The 22,852-nt window shown below is 43.1% G+C and carries 22 protein-coding genes; 19 read left to right on the forward strand and 3 right to left on the reverse strand.

Features of this window, described 5'->3' with window-relative positions:
• Nucleotides 1-26: 26 nt before the first annotated feature.
• Nucleotides 27-1,940, reverse strand: coding sequence for a ribosomal protection-like ABC-F family protein (gene abc-f, locus V7D18_RS12975; RefSeq protein WP_426154696.1), 1,914 nt, complete (start codon nt 1,938-1,940; stop codon nt 27-29).
• A gap of 154 nt (nt 1,941-2,094) precedes the next feature.
• On the opposite strand from abc-f, the gene V7D18_RS12980 reads away from it, so the two are divergent.
• From V7D18_RS12980 to V7D18_RS13005, 6 genes are all read left to right on the forward strand, one after another.
• Nucleotides 2,095-2,772, forward strand: coding sequence for a redox-sensing transcriptional repressor Rex (locus V7D18_RS12980; RefSeq protein WP_426154697.1), 678 nt, complete (start codon nt 2,095-2,097; stop codon nt 2,770-2,772).
• A gap of 72 nt (nt 2,773-2,844) precedes the next feature.
• Nucleotides 2,845-4,371 (forward strand): NAD(P)H-hydrate dehydratase, encoded by a 1,527-nt coding sequence (locus tag V7D18_RS12985; RefSeq protein ID WP_426154698.1) that lies wholly within the window; start codon nt 2,845-2,847, stop codon nt 4,369-4,371.
• A gap of 3 nt (nt 4,372-4,374) precedes the next feature.
• Nucleotides 4,375-5,562, forward strand: coding sequence for an alanine racemase (gene alr, locus V7D18_RS12990; protein WP_426154699.1), 1,188 nt, complete (start codon nt 4,375-4,377; stop codon nt 5,560-5,562).
• A 115-nt stretch (nt 5,563-5,677) separates the two neighbouring features.
• Nucleotides 5,678-6,025: a type II toxin-antitoxin system PemK/MazF family toxin gene (locus V7D18_RS12995; RefSeq protein ID WP_117418365.1), complete on the forward strand. Its 348-nt coding sequence runs from the start codon at nt 5,678-5,680 to the stop codon at nt 6,023-6,025.
• Between the two features lie 95 nt (nt 6,026-6,120).
• Nucleotides 6,121-7,527: a hemolysin family protein gene (locus tag V7D18_RS13000; RefSeq protein ID WP_426154700.1), complete on the forward strand. Its 1,407-nt coding sequence runs from the start codon at nt 6,121-6,123 to the stop codon at nt 7,525-7,527.
• Nucleotides 7,528-7,688: 161 nt separating this feature from the next.
• Nucleotides 7,689-8,417 carry a YebC/PmpR family DNA-binding transcriptional regulator gene (locus tag V7D18_RS13005; RefSeq protein ID WP_426154701.1) on the forward strand — a complete coding sequence of 243 codons (729 nt, stop codon included), beginning with the start codon at nt 7,689-7,691 and terminating at the stop codon, nt 8,415-8,417.
• A gap of 62 nt (nt 8,418-8,479) precedes the next feature.
• On the opposite strand, the gene V7D18_RS13010 is transcribed toward V7D18_RS13005, so the two are convergent.
• The gene (locus V7D18_RS13010; protein WP_426154702.1) at nt 8,480-9,259 is read right to left on the reverse strand and encodes a PocR ligand-binding domain-containing protein; all 780 of its coding nucleotides are present in this window, start codon (nt 9,257-9,259) and stop codon (nt 8,480-8,482) included.
• 173 nt (nt 9,260-9,432) lie between these two features.
• Here V7D18_RS13010 and V7D18_RS13015 point away from each other — a divergent pair, with 173 nt between their 5' ends.
• Nucleotides 9,433-10,068 (forward strand): GNAT family N-acetyltransferase, encoded by a 636-nt coding sequence (locus V7D18_RS13015; protein WP_426154703.1) that lies wholly within the window; start codon nt 9,433-9,435, stop codon nt 10,066-10,068.
• Between the two features lie 3 nt (nt 10,069-10,071).
• On the opposite strand, the gene V7D18_RS13020 is transcribed toward V7D18_RS13015, so the two are convergent.
• Nucleotides 10,072-10,836 carry a GNAT family N-acetyltransferase gene (locus tag V7D18_RS13020; protein WP_426154704.1) on the reverse strand — a complete coding sequence of 255 codons (765 nt, stop codon included), beginning with the start codon at nt 10,834-10,836 and terminating at the stop codon, nt 10,072-10,074.
• 140 nt (nt 10,837-10,976) lie between these two features.
• Here V7D18_RS13020 and pepF point away from each other — a divergent pair, with 140 nt between their 5' ends.
• The 12 genes from pepF to V7D18_RS13080 all read left to right on the forward strand — a co-directional run bounded on the left by pepF (nt 10,977) and on the right by V7D18_RS13080 (nt 22,775).
• Nucleotides 10,977-12,761, forward strand: coding sequence for an oligoendopeptidase F (gene pepF, locus V7D18_RS13025; protein ID WP_426154705.1), 1,785 nt, complete (start codon nt 10,977-10,979; stop codon nt 12,759-12,761).
• A gap of 34 nt (nt 12,762-12,795) precedes the next feature.
• Nucleotides 12,796-13,569, forward strand: a complete 774-nt coding sequence (locus V7D18_RS13030) for a nitroreductase family protein (RefSeq protein WP_426154706.1) — start codon at nt 12,796-12,798, stop codon at nt 13,567-13,569.
• Between the two features lie 136 nt (nt 13,570-13,705).
• Nucleotides 13,706-14,362, forward strand: coding sequence for a YkgJ family cysteine cluster protein (locus V7D18_RS13035; RefSeq protein ID WP_426154707.1), 657 nt, complete (start codon nt 13,706-13,708; stop codon nt 14,360-14,362).
• Nucleotides 14,363-14,413: 51 nt separating this feature from the next.
• Complete coding sequence (gene pyrF, locus V7D18_RS13040; protein ID WP_426154708.1) at nt 14,414-15,331, forward strand: orotidine-5'-phosphate decarboxylase; 918 nt, start codon at nt 14,414-14,416, stop codon at nt 15,329-15,331.
• Nucleotides 15,332-15,340: 9 nt separating this feature from the next.
• Entirely contained in the window at nt 15,341-16,117 is a 777-nt protein-coding gene (locus V7D18_RS13045; protein WP_426154709.1) for a dihydroorotate dehydrogenase electron transfer subunit, read from the forward strand.
• Nucleotides 16,118-17,020: a dihydroorotate dehydrogenase gene (locus tag V7D18_RS13050; RefSeq protein ID WP_426154710.1), complete on the forward strand. Its 903-nt coding sequence runs from the start codon at nt 16,118-16,120 to the stop codon at nt 17,018-17,020.
• Between the two features lie 32 nt (nt 17,021-17,052).
• The gene (gene pyrE / locus V7D18_RS13055) at nt 17,053-17,730 is read left to right on the forward strand and encodes an orotate phosphoribosyltransferase (protein ID WP_426154711.1); all 678 of its coding nucleotides are present in this window, start codon (nt 17,053-17,055) and stop codon (nt 17,728-17,730) included.
• Nucleotides 17,731-17,742: 12 nt separating this feature from the next.
• On the forward strand, nt 17,743-17,892 hold the full coding sequence (locus tag V7D18_RS13060) for a hypothetical protein (RefSeq protein WP_426154712.1): 150 nt from the start codon (nt 17,743-17,745) through the stop codon (nt 17,890-17,892).
• An 80-nt stretch (nt 17,893-17,972) separates the two neighbouring features.
• Nucleotides 17,973-18,464, forward strand: a complete 492-nt coding sequence (locus V7D18_RS13065) for a VanZ family protein (protein ID WP_426154713.1) — start codon at nt 17,973-17,975, stop codon at nt 18,462-18,464.
• A complete protein-coding gene (locus V7D18_RS13070) occupies nt 18,433-18,753 on the forward strand; it encodes a DUF6142 family protein (protein WP_426154714.1) in 321 nt (106 codons plus the stop codon). The genes V7D18_RS13065 and V7D18_RS13070 overlap by 32 nt, the downstream gene beginning before the upstream one ends.
• A gap of 4 nt (nt 18,754-18,757) precedes the next feature.
• On the forward strand, nt 18,758-20,833 hold the full coding sequence (locus V7D18_RS13075) for an aminopeptidase (protein WP_426154715.1): 2,076 nt from the start codon (nt 18,758-18,760) through the stop codon (nt 20,831-20,833).
• A 109-nt stretch (nt 20,834-20,942) separates the two neighbouring features.
• Nucleotides 20,943-22,775 carry a methyl-accepting chemotaxis protein gene (locus V7D18_RS13080; RefSeq protein ID WP_426154716.1) on the forward strand — a complete coding sequence of 611 codons (1,833 nt, stop codon included), beginning with the start codon at nt 20,943-20,945 and terminating at the stop codon, nt 22,773-22,775.
• The last annotated feature ends 77 nt before the right edge of the window (nt 22,776-22,852 follow it).

Raw genomic sequence — 22,852 nt, forward strand, 5'->3', positions numbered from 1 at the left:
CTCACTTTAGCAGCTTTCCCGTTATTTTATTCAGCCAGTTCGCCCCACAGTTCGTAAAGTTCCTCCAGACGTTTGCTGATCGTTTCTTTTTCCTGGTTTAACTCCATAAGCTTTGGAACGTCTGTGAAAATCTCTTCCTTTACAAGCAGTTCATCGATTTCCCCGTCCCGGGTTTCCAGTCTGTGTATTTCTTCTTCTGTTTTCTTCAGTTCATTCTGGCGCTTGCGGATCCTGGCCTGCTCTTCCTTTTGGGCCTTCCAGTCAAGCTTTATCCCGGATATCTCCTCACTGGTCTCAGGAACGGCTTCTGCCGTCGGTTTTAACAGACCAGTCATGATATCTTTCTTTTCCAGGTAATAATCATAATTACCGATATAATTAACAAGAGTCTGGTTAGTCAGGTCCAGAATCCGTGTGGCAGTTTTATTGATAAAATAACGGTCGTGTGATACATATAGCACAGTACCGGTGTAATTGACAAGAGCACCTTCCAGTATCTCCTTAGATGTTATATCCAAATGGTTGGTCGGCTCGTCAAGGATCAGAAAATTGGCTTCGGAAAGCATAAGCTTTGCCAGAGATACCCGTCCCCGTTCGCCTCCGCTTAAATCCTTGATTCGCTTGTATACGTCATCTCCTGTAAAGAGAAAGGCAGCCAGAATGTTGCGGATCTGGGTGTTATTCATGAATGGATAGGTATCCTGAAGCTCATCAAATAAAGTCTTCTCCATATGAAGCACCTGGTGCTCCTGGTCATAATAGCCGATATGTACCTTGGAGCCTAAGGAAACTTCACCCTGATCAGGTTTTAGAATCCCGTTTAATATCTTAAGTATTGTGGTTTTTCCAGTCCCGTTGCCGCCGATAATGGCAACCCGTTCTCCGCGTTTGATTTCAAACCCGATATGTTCAAACAGGAGATTATCTCCAAAGGACTTTTTTAAATCCCTGACTGTTAAAACGTCATTTCCGCTGATTACATTAGGCTCCAGCTGAATACGCATCTCATCATTAACTTCGGAAGGCTTCTCTAACAGTTCGATCTTGTCCAGCATCTTTTCCCGGCTTTCTGCCCGGCGTATGGATTTTTCCCTGTTAAAAGATTTTAATTTAGCAATGACTTCCTCCTGATGTTTAATTTCCTGCTGCTGGTTTAAGTAGGCCTTCATCTTTGCCTCCCGGATCATGGCCCTTTTCCCGCTGTATTCCGTATAGTTTCCCTGGTATACGGATAAAATGCCGTTGTCCAGTTCAATAATCTTAGTAACCACCCGGTTTAAAAAGTACCGGTCATGGGCCACGATTATTACGCTTCCGTCATAATTAATTAAGTATCCCTCCAGCCAGGCGATGGAATCCATATCCAGATGGTTGGTAGGTTCATCAAGCAGAATGATATCCGGTTTTGTAAGAAGAAGACGTCCTAAGGCAACACGGGTCTTCTGTCCCCCGGAGAGAGCGGATACCGGCTTTTGAAATTCGTCTTCTGTAAAGCCCAGACCCTTTAATACACCGGTGACTTCACTTTGATAGGCGTAACCGTTTAAAAGCTCAAAATCATGGTTTAGACGGCTGTAAACGGTGAGCATCTCCTCCAGTTCATCACCGGCGGCGTGTTTCATATCCATCTCCAGCTTACGGATCTTTGCTTCCATATCCATGAGCGGACGTTTTACTTCCAGAACTTCTTCATAGACGGTCCGGTCCCCGGATAAATCCTGGTGCTGTGATAAATAGCCTAAGGTTTTCCCCTTGGATATAACCACCTCTCCTTCATCGGCCGCAAGTTCACCGATAATCATCTTTAACAGAGTGGATTTGCCTGCTCCGTTTATTCCTACAATGGCGGCTTTCTCATGGTCTTCTATATGAAAGGAAGCGTGTTTAATCACTTCGTTAGTGCCAAATGCTTTGCTGATATTGCTGCATGAGAGAATCATGGTTTCTTTCCTCCTGAATAAAATGGGACAATAGTACCAGTATAATATAGGTCCATTTATTTTTCAAGGATACAATCGTAAAACTCGTTTGACATTATTTTATCACGCAGTTATAATGGTGTTAGTTTAATTCTAAGTAAAAGAAGGTGAAGATGTGGCAGATAAAGAAATTTCAAAAGCAGTGATTGCCAGGCTTCCCAGGTACTATCGTCATCTGGGAGAACTTATGGAGGATGGAGTGGAACGGATATCCTCTAATGAGCTGAGTTTGCGAATGAAAGTGACCGCTTCTCAGATACGCCAGGATCTCAATAATTTTGGCGGATTCGGACAGCAGGGTTATGGATATAATGTGAAATACTTATATACAGAGATAGCGAAGATATTAGGAATTGACAGACAGCACAATTTAGTGATTATTGGCGCAGGCAATTTAGGACAGGCGATTGCAAATTATGCAAATTTCGAAAAGCGTGGTTTTTTAATCAAAGGAATGTTTGATATCAATCCACGTCTGATCGGTCTGGTTGTTCGCGGAATCGAGATACGAAGCGTGGATGATCTGGAACAGTTTGTAAAAGATAATGATGTTCAGATTGCAGCCCTGACCATACCAAAGACCAAGGCACCGGAAATTGCAGACCGTCTTGTAAGGGCAGGCATCAAGGCTATCTGGAATTTCGCTCATACGGATTTGATCGTACCGGATGATGTTGTGGTAGAGAATGTACATTTATCAGAGAGTCTGATGAGGCTGTCTTACCGGGTCTGCAATATGCAGGATCAGAAAACGGAAGAAGAAAAGCACAGACAAACAGCAAGAAACAGTTAATATGCCTGCCGGCAGTCAAAGAGAAAGCCTCTTTGCTGCCGGTTGTTTGCTATCGTGAAAGGCGGGTACAGTATGAGATATCTGGTAACGGGAGAACAGATGAAACGGGTGGACCAATATACCATAGAACAGATTGGGATCCCCTCACTGGTACTGATGGAGCGGGCAGCCATGGCCGTTTTTAATGAAGCCGTAAATCATGTAAAACAGACGGATCCGGTCTGGGTGCTGTGCGGCAGCGGCAACAACGGAGCTGATGGAATCGCAGCTGCCAGAATGCTTCATATAAGCGGTTATAAAGTTCTGGTTATTCTGGCTGGCAAAAAGGAGAAAGGGAGCAGTGAATATTTAACCCAGCTTTCCATTGCAGAAAAAACAGGAGTAGATGTGGTGGAAGGATACAATTTTAAACCTGGAGAATGCAGCCTGTTGATTGATGCGCTGTTTGGAGCAGGTCTGGACAGGGAGATTCTCGGAGGTCATCTGGAAATCATGAAATCCATAACCGGGTGCAGACCGGGATTTACAATTGCAGTGGATATTCCAACCGGCATTCATTCTGATACAGGCCAGATTATGGGGGCTGCCATCCCGGCAGACTTAACTGTTACATTTGGCTATGAAAAACTTGGCACCATGCTATACCCTGGAAAGGAATACAGCAAAAGAGTCATTGTGGCTGATATCGGTTTTCCTCCCGAAAGTATAAATCATGTAAAAACAGAATATTTTACCTTTCATAAGGGAGATACGGCGCTGATTCCAAAACGGCCCGCCTATTCCAATAAGGGGAGTTTTGGCAAAGTGCTTCTGGTTGCAGGTTCTAAAAATATGAGCGGTGCGGCATTTTTAAGTGCACTTGCAGCGTACCGTACAGGAGCCGGTCTGGTTAAGATTTTTACAGTGGAAGAAAACAGGGAGATTTTACAGACAGAACTTCCTGAGGCCGTTATTGTTACCTATCATTCATCAGACGCAGAAAAAAAGACGGAGAATTTTGAGCAGCTTTTGATTGAACAGTGTGAGTGGGCCAGTGTGATTGTCCTGGGTCCTGGACTTGGGCAGGCAGGATATGTGAGAAATCTGGTGGAATCCGTTCTTGTAAATGCCTACGCTCCGGTGATTGTGGATGCAGACGGGCTCAATACCATTGCCTCTTATCCGGAGCTCACCGGTTATTACACAGATAACATCATCATTACTCCTCACCTGGGAGAGATGGCCAGGCTGACCGGAAGCGCGGTGGAATTAATAAAAAAACATCTCATACAGACAGCAAGGGAGTATGCGGACCGGTTCGGCATTACCTGTATATTAAAGGATGCAGTAACTGTTGCGGCACTTAATGATCAGAGAACCTATGTGAACAGCAGCGGGAACAGTTCCATGGCAAAGGCTGGAGCAGGGGATGTTCTGACAGGAATCCTGGCAGGCCTTCTGGCAATGGGACTGGAGGGGCCGGATGCGGCAGCCCTGGGGGTATGGCTTCACGGGCTTGCAGGAGATATGAGAAAGAAAAGATATGGAGATTACAGTCTCCTTGCCAGAGAACTGGCAGATGAGATTGATATAATATTGCAGGAGCAGACGAGGGAATAAATCATGAAAACATATGGAAGGGTATATGAAACAGTAGATTTAGATGCAATCCGGCACAACATGGAAGAAATGAAATTAAACTTAAAGCCGGGCACACAGATGATCGGAGTAGTAAAATCCGATGGATATGGCCATGGTTCTGTTCCGGTGGCGCTGGCAATTGATTCTTATGTGTGGGGATATGCAGTAGCTACAGTTGAAGAAGGTGTCATATTAAGAAAACATGGGATCACAAAACCGATTCTGGTTCTTGGAGTGGTTCCTTACGATGGATTTAAGCTTCTGGTGGATTATGATATCAGTTCCGCCGTATTTCAGCTGAATAGAGCCATGCGCCTTTCAGAACTGGCAGAAAAAGCAGGAAAGAAGGCGGTGGTTCATCTGGCTCTTGATACAGGCATGAGCCGGATCGGGTATCCGGTGACGGAAGAGGCGGCAGATGAGGCAGCAAAAATCTGCAGACTGCCGGGTATTTATGCAGAAGGGCTCTTCACTCATTTTGCCAAAGCTGATGAGAAGGATAAGAAAGCAACAGGTATCCAGATTGAAAAATTCCGGGAATTTGTTGAAATGCTTAACAGAAGGGAAATTAAAATCCCGGTCCTTCACTGTTCCAACAGTGCAGGGATTCTGGATTTGCAGGAGGCTAATTTTCATTTGGTACGGGCAGGGATTTCCATCTATGGTCTCTATCCTTCCGGGGAAGTAAAAAAAGAACCTGTAAAGCTGAAACCTGCCATGGAATTAAGAAGCACCATTTCCTACATAAAAAAAATCGGACCGGGGACTTCTGTCAGTTATGGAGGAACATTCACTGCCGATAAGGAGATGATGGTCGCTACAGTCCCGGTGGGATATGGAGATGGATATCCCAGAAATCTATCCGGAATAGGAGAAGTCTTAATCAGAGGACAGCGGGCTAAAATTCTTGGACGGGTTTGTATGGATCAGTTTATGGTCGATGTGACGTCAATTGATGGAGCAGAGGAAGAGGATGAAGTGGTTCTGGTTGGCAGACAGGGTGATGAACAGATTACGGTTGAAGAACTGGCCGGGCGGTGCGGCGGATTTCATTACGAAATTCTCTGTGATATCACCAAACGGGTGCCCAGGGTTTATATAGAACACGGAGAAGTGGTGGGAACCAAAGATTATTTTAACGATTGTTACAGTTCCTTTTTAAAGGTGTGATAACCAACTCCATGTCCGTATCATATGATAAGGTATGCGGCGGAAAAACTTAAGTGAATACACGAGTCAAAGTAGGTCAATAATAGACTTAAATAAATTGACGGAGTGTGAGAATGTGATAATCAGACGTGGAGACATTTATTATGCCGATCTAAGACCGGTAGTAGGCTCTGAACAGGGTGGGATCCGCCCGGTTCTTATTATACAGAACGACATCGGTAATAAGCACAGTCCCACTGTGATCTGTGCAGCTATTACCTCAAGAATGAATAAGGCAAAGCTGCCTACCCATGTGGAACTGGATACAAAAAAGTGCGATATGATCAAAGATTCTGTAATCCTTTTGGAACAGCTGCGGACCATTGACAAGCAGAGGTTGAAAGAGAAGATCTGTCATATTGATGAGAAACTGCAGCAGGAAGTGGACTGTGCATTAAGAGTCAGCTTAGAACTGAATACATAGTTCACCATTGACGGAATGCTGATAAAATGGTATATTCTTAAATAGTTGTGAGAAAAAATACGAAAGAAAATGAACAAAAGGAGTAGATTTTTCAGATGGACGATGGCAATCCGCTTATACGCGTGATTATTTTTATTGCTTTTATCGTATTGGATGCAATTTTTTATGGATTTGGTGCAGCAATTCAGAATGTGAATACGACAGAGCTGGAGCATCAGATGGAAGAAGGCAGCGAGAAGGCAGCAAAGCTGCTGCACATTGTTAACAGACCGACCAGATTTGTAAACACCATTCAGATAACAACCAACTTAATTGGAATGGTGACGGGAGCGTTTGTATTAGGGCAGTTTGGAATTTCGCTGGAGGCGATATTACGAAAGGGGAGCGACGGTCCAAACCGGTGGATATCCCTTTTCAGTCTTTTCCTTGTGGGCGCCTTATTAATTATTCTGCTTATCAGCTTCGGAATTATTATCCCAAAGCGCTGCGCAGCTGAGAACCCTGAGAAGTGGGGATACCGGATGCTTCCTGCAGTGACCTTTATTATGATCCCGCTGATTCCCTTTGCGTGGGTTGCCAATTTAATTGCATTCATGGTTCTTAAAATTATGGGCATTGATATGGCATCAGACAGTGAGAACGTAACCGAAGAAGATATTATGTCCATGGTAAATGAAGGGCATGAGCAGGGTGTTTTAGAAGCCAGGGAAGCGGAGATGATCACCAACATCTTTGAACTCAACGATAAGGAAGCAGCAGATATCATGACCCACAGAAAGAATCTGGTTTCCTTAGATGGTGAGATTACTCTGAAAGAAGCGGTGAAATTTATCCTGACAGAAGGGTATAATTCCAGGTATCCGGTCTATAAAAAAGATGTGGATGACATCATTGGAATTCTTCACATGAAAGATGCGCTGATTGCAGCTGAGATAGAAGACAATGGCAGCCGGCAGCTCTGGGAGATCGAAGGGCTTTTAAGAGAGGCTCATTTCATCCCTGAGACAAGAAACCTTGATACGCTGTTTAAAGAGATGCAGTCCAGAAAGATCCACATGGTAATTGTGGTTGATGAATATGGTCAGACTTCAGGTATTGTAACAATGGAAGATATTCTGGAAGAGATCGTAGGAAATATTCTTGACGAATATGATATGGATGAGGAATTTATTGTGCCGTCAGATGACGGTTCTTACGTTATGAATGGCATGACTACGCTGGAAGATGTGGAACGGGCATTAGATATTGAATTGGATGAGGAGGATTATGACTCCTATGATACAATAAATGGTCTGCTGATTTCCAGACTGGACCGGATTCCCCAGGAAGGGGAGGAATCGGAAGTTTCCATCATGGGTTACCGCTTTAAGATCCTTCAGGTGGAAAATAAGATGATCCAGACTGTACGGGTATGGAAGGAAGATCCCCATGTCCCTTCTGAGGATGAAAAAGGTGTCAGAAAGATGGAATCCGAAATCAAAGACTCTGAAAAAGAATCATAAGCGAGCACAGCTGCCAAAACTTTCCGTTATAAGACAGGAGGGATTGGCGGCTGTGTATTGTTTTTTCTTGCAAGATGAAATAAATAGTGATAGAATAGAAAAGATGTTATTTTTTGAATGAATGAGAACGAAATAGAGAAAGAAAAGGAGTGTTGGAAACGATGTCAGGACATTCAAAGTTCGCAAATATTAAGCACAAAAAAGAAAGAAACGATTCTGCGAAAGGTAAAATTTTTACTGTTATCGGAAGAGAGCTTGCAGTAGCAGTAAAAGAAGGCGGACCAGACCCTGCAAACAACAGTAGGCTCCGTGATGTAATAGCAAAAGCGAAAGCCAACAACATGCCCAATGACACCATTGACCGAGGCATTAAAAAAGCGGCCGGAGATGCCGGTTCTGTTAACTATGAGACAATTACATACGAAGGATACGGCCCGAATGGAGTGGCGATCATCGTAGATACTCTGACAGACAATAAAAACCGGACTGCTGCCAATGTAAAAAACGCATTTACAAAAGGTGGCGGAAATGTAGGTACTCCAGGCTGTGTATCCTTTATGTTTGATAAGAAGGGCCAGATTATTATAGATAAAGAAGACTGCGATATGGATGCAGATGAACTCATGATGATTGCTCTGGATGCAGGTGCGGAAGATTTTTCAGAGGAAGAGGACAGCTACGAAGTTCTCACGGCACCTGAGGAGTTCAGCGGAGTACGTGAAGCATTGGAAGCGGCTAAAATTCCCATGATTCAGGCTGAAGTCACGATGATACCCCAGACCTGGGTGGAACTGACTGATGAGGATTCCTTAAAGAAGATGAACCGGATTCTGGATCTGTTAGATGCGGAAGACGATGTACAGGCGACTTATCATAACTGGGATGAATAAAAAAATGAGGGCTTGCACCGGATATCGGAGCAGGCCCTTTTGTCATGGAAAATCAGACATTTTCAGACGATCTCAGTTAAATTCCTGACTGATTTCTGGATATCCGCCACCAGTTCATGGATGCGTTCATAAACTTCCCCTGAACTTTTGGAGATTTCACCGAATTCTCTTGCCACGACAGCGAATCCAACCCCTGCTTCACCGGCTCTGGCTGCTTCGATGGAGGCGTTAATAGACAGGATATTCTCCATGGAGGCCACCTTTTGTAAGTCATGGGTTTTGGCTGTTACTTCATTTAAGGAGTTTTTGATGCTGTCAATCTCAGAATCCAGTACGCTGTCTCTTTTTCCTGAGATGGCCTGTATGTATTCTAAATTAACCAGTTGATTGACAATACTGCCAAGCATCTGTGCTGCTGCCTTGATCGTAGTTTCCGGGCGTACGGGCACTTTTCTTAGTGCATTGATATATTCTTCTTCATTGATCCCCAGTTCTCTGGCAATAGAACGGAATTTTTCTTCATCCGGCTGTGCAGGCAGAACCTGTCCGCCGATAATTGCCCCAACCTTTTCACCTTTAATCATAATGTCAGAGGAAAAATCCATAAGCCCCGCATGGCAGAAATAAGTTCCTCTTCCTTCTTTGTCACACGTTTCACATCTTTTTAAACCTTCTTCGCTGTTTCGCGTGTATTTCATGCAAAAATCAGTGAAATTGCTGCCTTTTGTAATGTAATTACCCTCTGAATCCACCGCGATTGCGGCTAACCCTGTCGCTTCTGAAAACTGGTCCTGAATCGACTGCAATGCGTTCAAATCAACGAACTTTCTGATATCGATCATATGATGCATGCCCCTCTCTTGTATTTGCGGTACCGTTTTATCTTTCTTATTATATAATAATGGTAAGATAAATACAAGCAAGGAAGTAAACGGCCATATCTGCGAAAATCCATTGAAGCTTATGGATTATTGTGCTACAATCACCGTGAAAAAGATAAAAAAGAGGCAGGATTATGGAAAGTGACCGATTGTACCGGGTAGAAAAAAAGGATATTGAGAAGTTGAAGCAGCTGCTGACGGAGTGTTTTAAGGAAGATCCGCTTTATTGCAATCTGATCCCGGATATGGATACAAGAAAACGGCTTCTCCCGGAATTATTTGAATGCGATATGGAAGAATTTTTTGAGACCTGTGAAATATATGCAGACAGTGAGGATATTAACGGAATTATGGTTGTGGATGATGAATCTGAGGTCTATGATCCGGTTCACTATTATCTGGCAGAAGCAGCAGCGACCTTGAAAACAGATGGTTATTTAATCCGGGAAGACAAAACCTTAAAGACGTTCTGGAATTTTTTTCATGGCAGGGATTATTTGAATTCCAGATGGACCGACCAGCTTCATCAGGAAGAACGGCTTCATATTATCTATCTGGCAGTAAGACCCAGTATGCAGCATCATGGAATTTCTGCCTGCCTGCTGAAAGAAGCCATAGAATTTGCAGACAGAAATCATCTGATGATATCACTGGAAACCCATAAGCATAGCAATGTGAGCTTTTACGAGCATTTTGGTTTCCGGCTTTTCGGTGTGGTGGAAAAGCATTTTCATTTAAAACAGTACTGTATGATAAGAGAGATGCGCTAGAAATCAGTACAAATAGTAGGACAGGCTCTCCCGGATGTGAAAACCGGCTTTTTTATACAGGGATACAGCAGCAGGATTCTCATCGGAAACCTGTAAATAGATGATATCCTTTCTTTGATCGCCGGCAAGGGAAACATATGTCTTTAAGAATAAATCAAGGCAGGCTGTTCCAAGGCCCTGCCCACGCAGGGGTTTGGAAATTTCAAATCCGAATAAATAGGCACTGTTTTCCTGGAGGTCAAGACTGCACTTCCCTACTACGGCATTATCCTTTAAAAACTCATAGCAGATGAAACCACCGGAGTTTCTTATGGAGGAAATGGTTAAGCCGCTCCCATCTTTATTTTCATTCGGAAAATTTGATTTCTCTGACCCTGATATGGAAAGTTCCATAAAATGTTCTTTATAGCAGAAAGAAGCTTCCATGGCCTGTAAGGCCTTTAACCCATCCTGACAGTTCTCATAAACAGGAAAGATGAAATCACAGTCCGGATAATCATTTACTAAATCTTTTAAAAGTGAGGTAAAATGTCCTTTCTGCCGTTCGCCGGGAAGGGTGCAGCCATAGCATTCCATGGTGTCGGAATCTGTAAAAAAAGTTATCAGTGCGGATAAGAGGCGTTCATTTTCATATAATAAACAGCAGATACAGTCCTCTTCTAAGGGTAAAGTGAGAGAAATATGATCATATTGATTGCAGGCTTCCTGTAATAGAAAGAGGTCTTTTAACTGGCGGTCATCTGGGATGGCTGTTCGGATTAGATTCATGGCTTTACTCCTGATTTGTTTTCGTATAGTATAATACAATAAAACAGTAAAATTCAATCAAATATTTTCCATATTGCTGATTGTTTCTTTGAAATATGGGTGATAGAATAAACACATGTAAAGCAGTTGGAGGGATCACATTGAAAAAGAGAGAAGAAATACCGGTTTGCGATACCTGGAATCTGGCGGACATACTGCCGTCTGAGGAGGCCTGGGAGGATTTATTCCGCGAAACAGAACGCTCGCTTTCAGGTTATAAAAAATTTGAAGGACATCTGGCCGAATCCGGCGAGATGCTTTTTTCCTGTCTCAAATTTGATGAGGAGATATCGTTAAAGATTGAGACATTATTCGTGTATGGCAGGCAGAAATCCGACGAAGACACCGGAAACGCCAGATATCAGGGACTGTCATCGAAAGCGAGGGCATTGTCCTATCAGGCTGCAGGTTTGTCAGCCTATATTATTCCGGAGATTATAACCATACCGGAAGATCTATTAAAGGAATACAGGGAAAAGGTCCCGGAACTGAAACGCTATGACCGGACCTTTGAAATCATATTAAAAAAGAAGTCACATACGCTGCCGGCATCTATGGAAGCGCTGCTTGCCAACTCCATGGAAGCAACTTCAGGATCATCAGAAATTTTTAATATGTTTAATAATGCAGATGTCAAATTCCCTGAGATCAAAGATGAGCATGGAAATCCTGTGAAAATTACCCACGGCAATTACGTTGCTCTTATGGAAAAGCAGGACAGGGAAGTCCGCAAATCCGCATTTTATGGTCTTTATGGGGTTTATAAGCAGTTTGGTAACACTCTGGCCGCCACATTTTCTTCCAATGTAAAACAGGCTGCATTTTATGCAAAAGCAAGGAATTATACCTCAGCCAGAGCACATTCACTGGCAGAGAACGAAGTTTCAGAAGAGGTTTATGATAATCTTATTCAGGCAGTTCATGACGGACTTCCATATCTTCATGAGTACGTATCATTGAGAAAGAAGGCGCTGGGGGCGGAAACGCTTCATATGTATGATCTTTATGTGCCCATGGTTTCCAGGGAAGAACGGAAAATATCCTTTGAAGAGGCCAAAACCATGGTTCTTGATGGGTTAAAGCCTTTGGGAGACCAGTATCTGTCTCTTTTGAAAGAGGGGTTTGAGAACCGCTGGATCGATGTGTACGAAAATGAAGGAAAGCGCAGCGGTGCCTATTCCTGGGGAGTTTACGGAGTTCATCCTTATGTTCTTTTGAATTTTAACGGAACTCTTGACAGTGTATTTACTCTGGCTCATGAGATGGGGCATGCGCTTCACAGCTGGTTTTCTGACAAGAACCAGACTTATGTGGACGCAGGATATAAGATTTTTGTTGCTGAAGTCGCCAGTACCTGTAATGAGGCTCTCTTAATCAGACATCTTCTTGAGATCACAGAGGATAAGAAGGAACGGGCTTACCTTCTCAATCACTTTATGGATAGTTTCCGCGGCACCCTGTACCGTCAGGCGATGTTTGCGGAATTTGAAGACAAGACCCACCGCCTTGCAGCAGAGGGAGAGGTTTTAACATCTGAAAGGCTGTGTGGGCTGTATCATCAGCTGAATGCTGATTACTTTGGTCCGGAGATGGTGGTGGATCCTGAAATTGATTGCGAATGGTCCAGGATTCCCCATTTTTATACACCGTTTTACGTTTACCAGTATGCCACCGGATTTTCGGCAGCTGTCGCCATCAGCACCAGGATTTTAACGGGGGATGAAAAAGCGGTTAAGGGATATTATGAATTTTTAAGCGGAGGAAGTTCCAAGCCTCCTGTTGAACTTTTAAAGCTGTGCGGTGTTGACATGTCCACAGCAGAGCCGGTTAAGGACGCCCTTTTGGTATTTTCAGGCCTTTTGGAAGAGATGAAAAAGCTTATTTAAAACTGATTTCCGGATAGAGGAGAGGGGAGCAGGTATGAATCTGTATCAGATGATATTTAAGAGAAGATCCATTAAAAAGTATAAGAAAGAACCGGTTCCAGAGCAGCTGAAAAGGGATATTCTTTATTTTGGGGATTGCGTTTCAAGGTTATACGGGGACATTAAAGTAAAGATGGAAATATGTGACAGTACACAAGAGGATCTTTCACCAAAGGGGTTATGGAAGGTGGAAGCTCCCTATTATCTGATACTTTATTCGGAGGAGAAAGAGGGATATCTTGTCAATGCCGGATACATTATGGAACCTGTTTTATTATATATGACAGGAAAGGGGCTGGGAACATGCTACCTTGCCAGTGTTAAGACTGTTAAGCCGGCTCCTGCAGGATTGAAACAGGTAATTGCCATTGCCTTCGGATATCCAAAAACATTGCTTTATCGTGATCCTGCAACAGCCAAACGTCTTCCCCTGAAGGAATTGTGCGTGTTTAAGGAGGAAGCAGGAGAGTCTGTGAAGAATATTTTAAAGGCGGTACGGCTTGCTCCGTCTGTTATGAATACCCAGCCATGGCGGTTCATTGTGTATCATGACAAAATATATGTTTTTTCCTGCAGAGAATTTCTGCCTTCGCCTTATCTGCTTTCTCTGCGGGAGATCAGTGTGGGAATTATGCTTTCCCATCTGGCCATTGCAGCGGAAGAGATGTGGATCAATGTCAGTCTGGAAGCGGATAAAGCGATGGAAAAGAAGTCATACAAAAGCGGTGCGTACGTTGCCACTGCATATTTAAAGGAATATAAATTATGAGAAAGCATTATGAAAGAACCAAAGAGAAGATATGTAATATAAAATCTTCTCTTTTTTTCGCATTAAGACTTTATTCAAATGAAAGAAGATGATAGAATGACACTGTTTGGCTACTATGGAGAAGTGAGGAAGATTCATGAAGCGGGAAATTGATATAAGAGATATTTCAGATGGAAAAATGTATGAATTAAACGACCTGGTAAAAGCTGACTGTGGGGACTGCAGCGGCTGTTCTGCCTGCTGTAAGGGGATGGGTACCTCAATTGTGCTAGATCCCCTTGATGTGTTCCGGCTCATAAAAGGGCTTAACTGCACGTTTGAAGTGCTGCTTCAGGATAAAGTGGAATTAAATGTTGTGGATGGAATTGTTCTTCCAAATATCCGCATGACGGGAGTTGGAGAACCATGCGGATTTCTGGATTGTCAGGGCCGGTGCAGCGTCCACCCGTTCCGCCCCGGTATCTGCCGTCTGTTCCCTCTTGGAAGAATTTATGCAGATGAGGGAATCCGGTATTTTCTTCAGATTTTTGAATGTCCGAAGAAAAACAGAACTAAGGTGAAGGTGCGCAGCTGGATGGACAATCCGGATGGGAAACGTTACGACAAATTTATTGCAGATTGGCACGATTTTTTAAAAAAAGCAGAAAATGAGATTCAAAAAAAGAATGATCCAACATTTACCAGTCAGGTGAGCATGAATGTTCTGAAAATGTTCTATTTTACCCCCTATGAGAAAGAACAGGATTTTTATGATCAGTTTGGCAAAAGGCTTGAAGCCGTAACTTTCTTATGATAGAATTGGTAAGAATAAAGAAAAAGGGCGAAGAGAACCGAGGAGGAAGACATGATCAGGCAATTAATTGACAGAATTCAAAAAACAAATGCACCGGTTTGTGTGGGACTTGATCCAATGCTAAGCTATATTCCCGATCACGTAACGAAGAAGGCATTTCATGAACTGGGTGAGACATTAGAGGGTGCTGCAGAAGCAATCTGGCAGTTCAATAAAGAAATTGTGGATCATGTTTATGATCTGATTCCCTCCGTAAAACCCCAGCTTGCCATGTATGAGCAGTTTGGAGTCGAAGGCTTAAAGGTATACGACAGAACGGTTAAATACTGTCAGGAGAAGGGACTCATTGTCATAGCAGATGCCAAAAGAGGGGATATTGGTTCCACATCTGCAGCCTATGCTATGGCTCATATCGGTAAAGTAAAGGTTGGTTCTAAAAGTCTTCCGGCGTTTCACACAGAGTTTCTTACAGTCAACCCCTATCTTGGAACAGATGGCATTGCTCCCTTTCTTGATGTATGCAAAGAAGAGGACAAAGGTCTTTTTGTTCTGGTTAAAACCTCCAATCCGTCCAGCGGAGAATTTCAGGACCGCCTGATAGACGGAGCACCTCTTTATGAACACGTTGCGAAAAAGGTCATGGAATGGGGAGCGGACTGTATGGATGGCACATACAGCAACGTTGGTGCAGTGGTAGGCGCAACCTATCCGGAGATGAGCGCTGTATTAAGAAAACTGATGCCAAACACCTATTTCCTTGTACCTGGCTACGGAGCGCAGGGAGGAACTGCGGAGGATTTAAAGCCATGTTTTAATGAAGACGGTCTTGGAGCAATTGTGAATTCTTCAAGAGGCATTATTGCTGCCTATAAACAGGAGGCATATAAGAAATTCGGTCCGGAGCATTTTGGAGAAGCTTCCAGACAGGCCGTGATTGATATGGTTTCTGACATTAACCGTGTGTTATAGGGGGAGATCATGGGAAAAATAAAAATTACGGCAGCAGTTGCCAGCCAGATCATGCTTGCAGACGGTGTATACAGCATGTGGATCGACGCAAAGGAAATCACTGAACAGGCAAAGCCGGGACAGTTTATCTCCGTGTATACCGGAGACAGTTCAAAGTTACTGCCCCGTCCCATCAGTATCTGTGAAACGAATCGGGATAAAGGGCTTTTAAGAATTGTATACCGTATAGCAGGCGGAGGAACAGAAGAATTTTCCCATTATAAGACAGGGGATCCCATAACTGTCATGGGGCCTTTGGGGAACGGATTTCCTCTGGAAGCAGGAACTTCCGGTAAGAAGGCGCTGTTAATCGGAGGAGGTATCGGGATTCCGCCTATGTTAGAACTGGCGAAAAACCTTTCCTGTACGAAGCAGATGGTTTTAGGATACCGGGACGAGCTGTTTTTAAATGAAGAGTTTCTGCCCTTTGGGGATACATTTCTTGCCACGGAAAGCGGAACTGCCGGAACCAGGGGGAATGTTATGGATGCAATCAGAGAGCATGGCTTACAAAGCGATGTGATTTTTGCATGCGGCCCTACTCCCATGTTGAAGTCCTTAAAAGCATATGCTTTGGAAAATCATATTGAATGCTATCTTTCCCTGGAGGAAAAGATGGCCTGCGGAATCGGTGCATGTCTTGCCTGTGTCTGCAAAAGCAGTGAGAGAGATGACCACTCCATGGTTCATAATAAAAGAGTCTGTAAAGACGGTCCGGTATTTAAGGCTGAGGAGGTTGAATTCTAGATGAATATGAAAGTAAATCTTGCCGGTGTGGAATTAAAAAATCCGGTTATGACTGCCTCAGGTACCTTTGGTTCCGGTGAAGAATACAGCGAGCTTGTAGATTTAAACCGTTTGGGAGCAGTAGTCACGAAGGGAGTGGCCAACATTCCCTGGACAGGCAATCCAACTCCCAGAATTGCAGAAACCTATGGTGGAATGATTAATGCCATTGGTCTACAGAATCCGGGAATGGATGTATTTATTGAACGTGATATCCCCTTCTTAAAGCAATATGATACAAAAATAATTGTCAATGTATGCGGGAAGACGACGGAAGATTATATCGAAGTGGTGGAGCGGCTTTCCAATGAGCCGGTGGATATGCTGGAGATTAACATTTCCTGTCCCAATGTGAAAGAGGGCGGAATTACATTTGGCCAGGACCCAAAAGCAGTGGAAGCCATAACAAGAGAAGTAAAAAAGTATGCAAAGCAGCCGGTGATCATGAAGCTGAGTCCTAATGTGACTGATATTACCGTTATGGCAAAAGCAGCCGAAGCAGGCGGAGCAGACGTCTTATCTATGATTAATACACTCACGGGAATGAAGATTGATGTGAACCGCCGGGCGTTTGCAGTTGCCAATAAGACAGGCGGGTTATCCGGACCTGCAATCAAGCCGGTTGCAGTGCGTATGGTCTATCAGGCGGCGTGTGCAGTTAAAATTCCAATTATTGGAATGGGAGGAATCATGACGGCTGAGGATGCCCTGGAATTTATTCTTGCCGGTGCGACAGCGGTTTCTGTGGGAACGGCGAACTTTGTAAACCCCTATGCAACTACGGAAATCATTCAGGGGCTGGAAGATTATATGATGAAATATCAGGTGGAAGACTTGAGCGAACTGATCGGTGCCGTACGATAACAGAACGATTTTTGAATAGAGAGGACAGCAAAATGGAACAGTATAAGCAGGAATTTATTGAATTTATGGTGGACAGTGATGTTCTTAAATTTGGGAGTTTTACATTGAAAAGCGGAAGAAAGTCCCCGTTTTTCATGAATGCAGGTTCTTATGTAACAGGAGCGCAGTTAAAGAAGCTGGGAGAGTATTATGCCAAAGCGATTCACGATAATTTTGGTACAGATTTTGATGTGCTGTTCGGACCGGCTTACAAAGGAATTCCTTTAAGTGTTGCAACTGCAATCGCCTTTCACGAGTTATATGGGAAGGAAATTAAATACTGTTCCAACAGAAAAGAAGAGAAAGACCATGGCGGAGATGCCGGAATTCTTCTTGGCAGCCCCATTAAAGATGGAGACAGAGTTGTCATTATTGAAGATGTGACCACATCCGGGAAGTCGATTGAGGAGACCTTTCCGATCATCAAGGCACAGGGGGATGTGACAATTCTGGGTCTTATGGTTTCCTTAAACCGTATGGAAAAGGGAAAAGGAGAGCAGAGTGCACTTGATGAGATTCAGGAAAAATATGGTTTTAAGGCATCTGCCATAGTGACCATGGCGGAAGTGATCGGACATCTTCATAACCGGGAATATAAAGGAAGAATCCTCATTGATGATGCATTAAAAGAAGCGATTGATGATTATTATGAAGTTTATGGCGTAAAATAAGGAGAGTGGGATATGGAACGAGTATATAAAACCATGAGAAACGCAGGTGCATTAAACATTGTTGTTGGAATTATAGTGACTGCTGTGGGACTTGCTGCCGGTATTATAACAATCATAAACGGAGCAATATTGCTGAAAAGAAAATCTGAAATTACATTTTAACCGTTATCTCAGGAGCGGCGGCTGTCAGAATCAATAGAATTCTGGCAGCTCTCTCCTTTCTGGATAAAGATGGAGCTGTTATGATTAAAAATGCGACGAAAAGGCAGAAGTTTGGTTGGGTGATTTTTATAATTTACCTGATCTTTTTGGCGTACTTTCTGTTTTTCTCGGATTATTTTGGAAGAGGTGGTCATATACGGGAGGAATACGCTTATAACCTGGTCCCCCTGAAGGAAATTAAGCGGTTTATTATATACCGCCATGTAGTTGGCCTTCGGGCTTTCCTCTTAAACATTGTTGGGAATATAGCAGGCTTCATGCCCTTTGGTTTTTTCCTTCCGGTCATCAGCCGCAGGAGCCGCCGCTTTACCAATACAATGCTGCTCAGTTTTTTATTCAGCCTCTGCATCGAAACCACCCAGCTCATTTTCAGGGTGGGAAGTTTTGATGTAGATGACATGATTTTAAACTCTCTGGGAGGAATGTTTGGATATATCCTGTATAAAATAGTACAGCACATAAGAGTAAGGAGGATGAGGCGTGGGAAAGCAGAAAAAAGTGTCCTACATTAGAAAGCCTTATGCTAAAAAAAGTTTTCTATCGTTAGGACTGGCTTTGGGAGCACTGGTTTTAGGGGTTCTTGGAATATCCAGCGCTGCAATTACTGCCGGACAGGCGCAGTTAAATGTTGCGGCTGTCTGCTTTTGCAGCATGTTGATTTCTATCTTTTCCCTGTTTTATGGTGTTCTGTCTTTCTTTGAAAAAGAAAAAAAGTACATATTGTCCAAGATTGGTATTGGCATCAGCGCTTTACTGGTTATTTTTTGGGCGGTTCTTCTTATTATAGGTATAAAGGGGTAAAAAAATGGATTATAGAGAAATGTTTGAACAGGAAAATGAAGGAATTATGGAACGCTTCTTACTTTCAATGGAGAGGATCAGTCAGATAGCCTCAGAGCAGACCGTGGCTCAGCCGTTTCATGATTATTTTACAAGAACAGCTGAATTTATCTGTGTTATGGGTGAGTACCTGGATTATTTAAAGGAAGGAAAGCATAACACGGCTTCCCTGGAAGAATTAAAAGTATGGAACAGAAAATTTTATGAAGACATTCTTCCGGAGGCTTATGAAACCAGTTATGCAAATCCGGCTTATGCAGTGAAAAAACTGGGTGATGGATTCGGGCAGCTCCTTTGTTACCTGTATAAGGAAATCAGGGGCGATATTGTTTTTGTTCATGAAAACAGGTTGACGGATATTACGATTTTAAACGAAACCTTAATCGAAATTTATAACATGTTTGAAGCAGGAGTGCCGGAGGTGGCTTCTGTAAAAGAGGTGATTTACTGGTTTGTCAGCGATTACACCGATCATACAGTGACCTATCGTATCAGAGAAGGGTTGGATTCTTCCCTTTCCTTTGCAGCAGATATAATCCGGGACAGTGACTTAACGGATCTTCGTTATCTTTACCGTTTTGGTGAATATATTTCTGAAACAGAAGTTAAAGTTGCGGATTATTTAAATTCCCTTCCAGAAGAAACAGTCCGTCTGATGGCGGATACTTACACGGAAGGCTACAAAAAAGGTTTTGAGGTGATGGGCAGAGATTTATCAAAGAAAAAAGCGGTCCAGATCCGATATGAGCTTGGATTCGAACGAATGGTCAAATACGCCATGGAGAATTTTGAAAAGCTTGGGCTTAGCGTGATTTTATGCCGCGCGGCTGTCTGGGCGGTAAATACCAATGCCGGACGAAAATCCGGTTATTACTCAGCTTCTCCAAACCGCCAGTATGATTATGACCACCGGTATGATGATGCCATCTACATCAATAAGGCATTTAAGGACAGAAAAGCATCGGTGCTGAAGGTTGCATACGAAACGTACAAAGATCTGGCAGCCGGCTATGCAGGACCTGCAGTCATTGAAACATTTGGCAGAGAAGGCTTTCATCCGGTTAACAAAGCGGAGGCCTGCCGCCTGGATTCCAAACAGGAGAAGCTTGCAGTGGAAATGTCGAGTGATACTGCCGGAATTTTAAATCAATACGTTCCCGGCGATGAGACCAGCTTCACCATTATTGCATTTCCCGTTCCTGAGATCGGTGATAATTTTGAAGAGATATTTAATGAGACCATTGCAATTAACACCCTGGATTATGAAAAGTACAAAGGTCTGCAGCAAACCATGATTGATGCTCTGGATGAAACAGAATATGTGGAAATCACAGGGAAAGGGGCGAATAAGACCCGCCTGACAGTGGCGCTTCATCATTTAAAGGATAAAGAAAAAGAGACTAATTTTGAAAACTGCGTGGCTGATGTGAACATTCCTCTTGGGGAAGTATTTACGTCACCAAGACTTGCCGGAACCAATGGTGTTTTAGAGGTCAGCACGGTTTATATCACAGATTTCCAGTTTAAGGATTTGGTTATAACGTTTGAAAACGGCATGATCAAAGACTATTCCTGCAGTAATTTTGAAGATCCAAAGGAAGGAAAAGAACTGATCAGGCAGGTGATTTTAAAGAACCATGACACACTTCCCATGGGAGAGTTTGCCATCGGAACCAATACAACTGCTTACGCCATGGCCAGAAAATTTGATATTCTTGACAAGCTTCCTATATTAATCGTGGAGAAAATGGGACCTCATTTTGCAGTTGGAGATACGTGTTACAGCTGGTCGGAAGACAGCCGGTTTTATAATCCCAACGGCAAAGAGATTATCGCGAAAGAAAATGAGATTTCTGCTCTTCGCAAAGAGGATGCTTCCAAGGCATATTTTAACTGTCATACGGATATCACCATACCTTATGCAGAACTTGACAGAATTGAAACTGTCTGTACAGATGGGAAAAGGACTCTGATTATAGAGGACGGAAAATTTATATTAAAAGGAACAGAGGAATTAAATTTACCATTTTCTCTGCTATAAGCTTTAGAATTACAAAAACTTAGAGAAAATCATTAAGTAATATATATAATTGCCGATAAAACACTATCAGAGTGTGATTTTTACAAAAGAGCTAAATGGAGGATACCAAATGAAGAATTTAAAGATTGGCAAAAGAATTACGGTCTCTTTTGGAGCGGTTTTTGTTTTGTTTTTAATTGTATCATGTACTTCCTTATACAGTCTGGTAGGAAACAATGCCAGATTCGTAGAATTTTATAATAACGGCCATCAGGTATCATTAATGACTGTAGAGATGAGACAAAATATACAATCGGCTGCAAAAAACGTGGGGTATGCAACCATGAGCCTGGATTTAAATACCAGAGCAAAGTATATTGATGAATCGGAAGCAGACTTTAATAAATTGAAAGAAAATGTTCAATTTTTAAAAGAACATTACAGAGGGGACAAGTCGGTCGTTGAGAACATCGAGAAGACGCTGACTGAAGCGGAGCCCTTTAAAGAAAAAGTGTTCACTCTGGCAAAAGAAAATAAAACCAGGCAGGCGACAGAAATCTTCTTCGATTCTCTGGAACCGTGTTTTAATCAGCTCCAGACGGATCTGATGCAAATCAGCGATACTGCAAAGAAGAATGCTGACGGCGATTTTACCAAGTCACAGTCTGTTATGAGCTTTGCTCAGATTATCGTGATCCTGCTTCAGATAGTTGGAGCCGGAGTGACTCTGATTCTTGCTGTATTCATGACAAAGAGTATTGTTGCCCCCGTTAAAGAGATTGAAAAGGCAGCCGCAGAGATGTCAAAAGGCAGTCTCCATGTGGATCTGGCTTATCAGTCAAAAGATGAGCTCGGCGGACTTGGCAACAGTATGCGTTCCACTATATTAAATATTGGAAGTATTATTGATGATATCATCTACCTGTTAGGGTCTATGGCAGCCGGAGATTTTACGGTTGTGTCAAAGAATCAGGAGCAGTATGTTCTGGATTATGAGCCCATTCTGCTGGCTATCAGGAATATCAGGGATAATTTAAGCGATGCTCTTTTCCGTATTAATGAATCGGCAGACTTAGTTGCCAGTGGTTCTGAGCAGGTATCCTCCGGAGCACAGGCACTGTCCCAGGGAGCCACTGAGCAGGCTTCCTCCATACAGGAGCTGGCAGCTACGATTAATGACATTTCCAATCAGATCAATAAAAACGCGGAGAGTGCAAAAGAAGCGCGTATGAGATCAGAAGAAGCGGCTCTCAATGTAACAAAGAGTAATCAGAAGATGATGGAAATGAATCAGGCCATGACAGAGATTAACACCAAATCCAGTGAGATTGGCAAGATTATCAGAACGATTGAAGATATCGCATTCCAGACCAATATCCTTGCATTAAACGCAGCAGTGGAAGCTGCACGTGCAGGGGAAGCAGGAAAAGGATTTGCAGTCGTTGCCGATGAAGTGCGCAACCTTGCCAGCAAATCAGGAGAAGCGGCGAAAAATACTACAATTCTCATTGAGGAAAGTTTACAGGCAGTGGAGAACGGAAGCAGGATTACTGCAGAAACAGCGAAAGCCATGCAGGATGTTGTGGAAGGAAGCCGCCGCATTAACATGATTATAGAAGAAATAGCCGCTGCCTCTGATAAGCAGGCAATCGCTGTTAATCAGGTTACCCAGGGAATTGACCAGATCTCAAGTGTGGTTCAGACAACTTCTGCTACAGCGGAGCAAAGTGCTGCGGCCAGTGAGGAATTGTCAGGTCAGGCGCAGATTATGAAAAGTCTTGTGCAGCAATTCAAGGTTCATAGCGGGAAGTCTCAGCAAAGCAGCGCACCTTTAAACACTGCCAGAGTAGAAGCTGATAATGAGTATGTCCCTGTTTTCAAAGAAGAAGCCGATCCGGAACCTATTGCTATTGACCCGGTTTACTTTGAAGACTCCTCTTCATTTAAAAACAGCAAATATTAAATACATATCAGGTGTAAAAAGCCGCAGGATGTTGAATCCTTCCGGCTTTTTGCGCCTGTTTTTTTAAATTACAGGGT

It is taken from the genome of Lacrimispora sp. 38-1 (assembly GCF_049890855.1).
Classification (GTDB): Bacteria; Bacillota; Clostridia; order Lachnospirales; family Lachnospiraceae; genus Lacrimispora.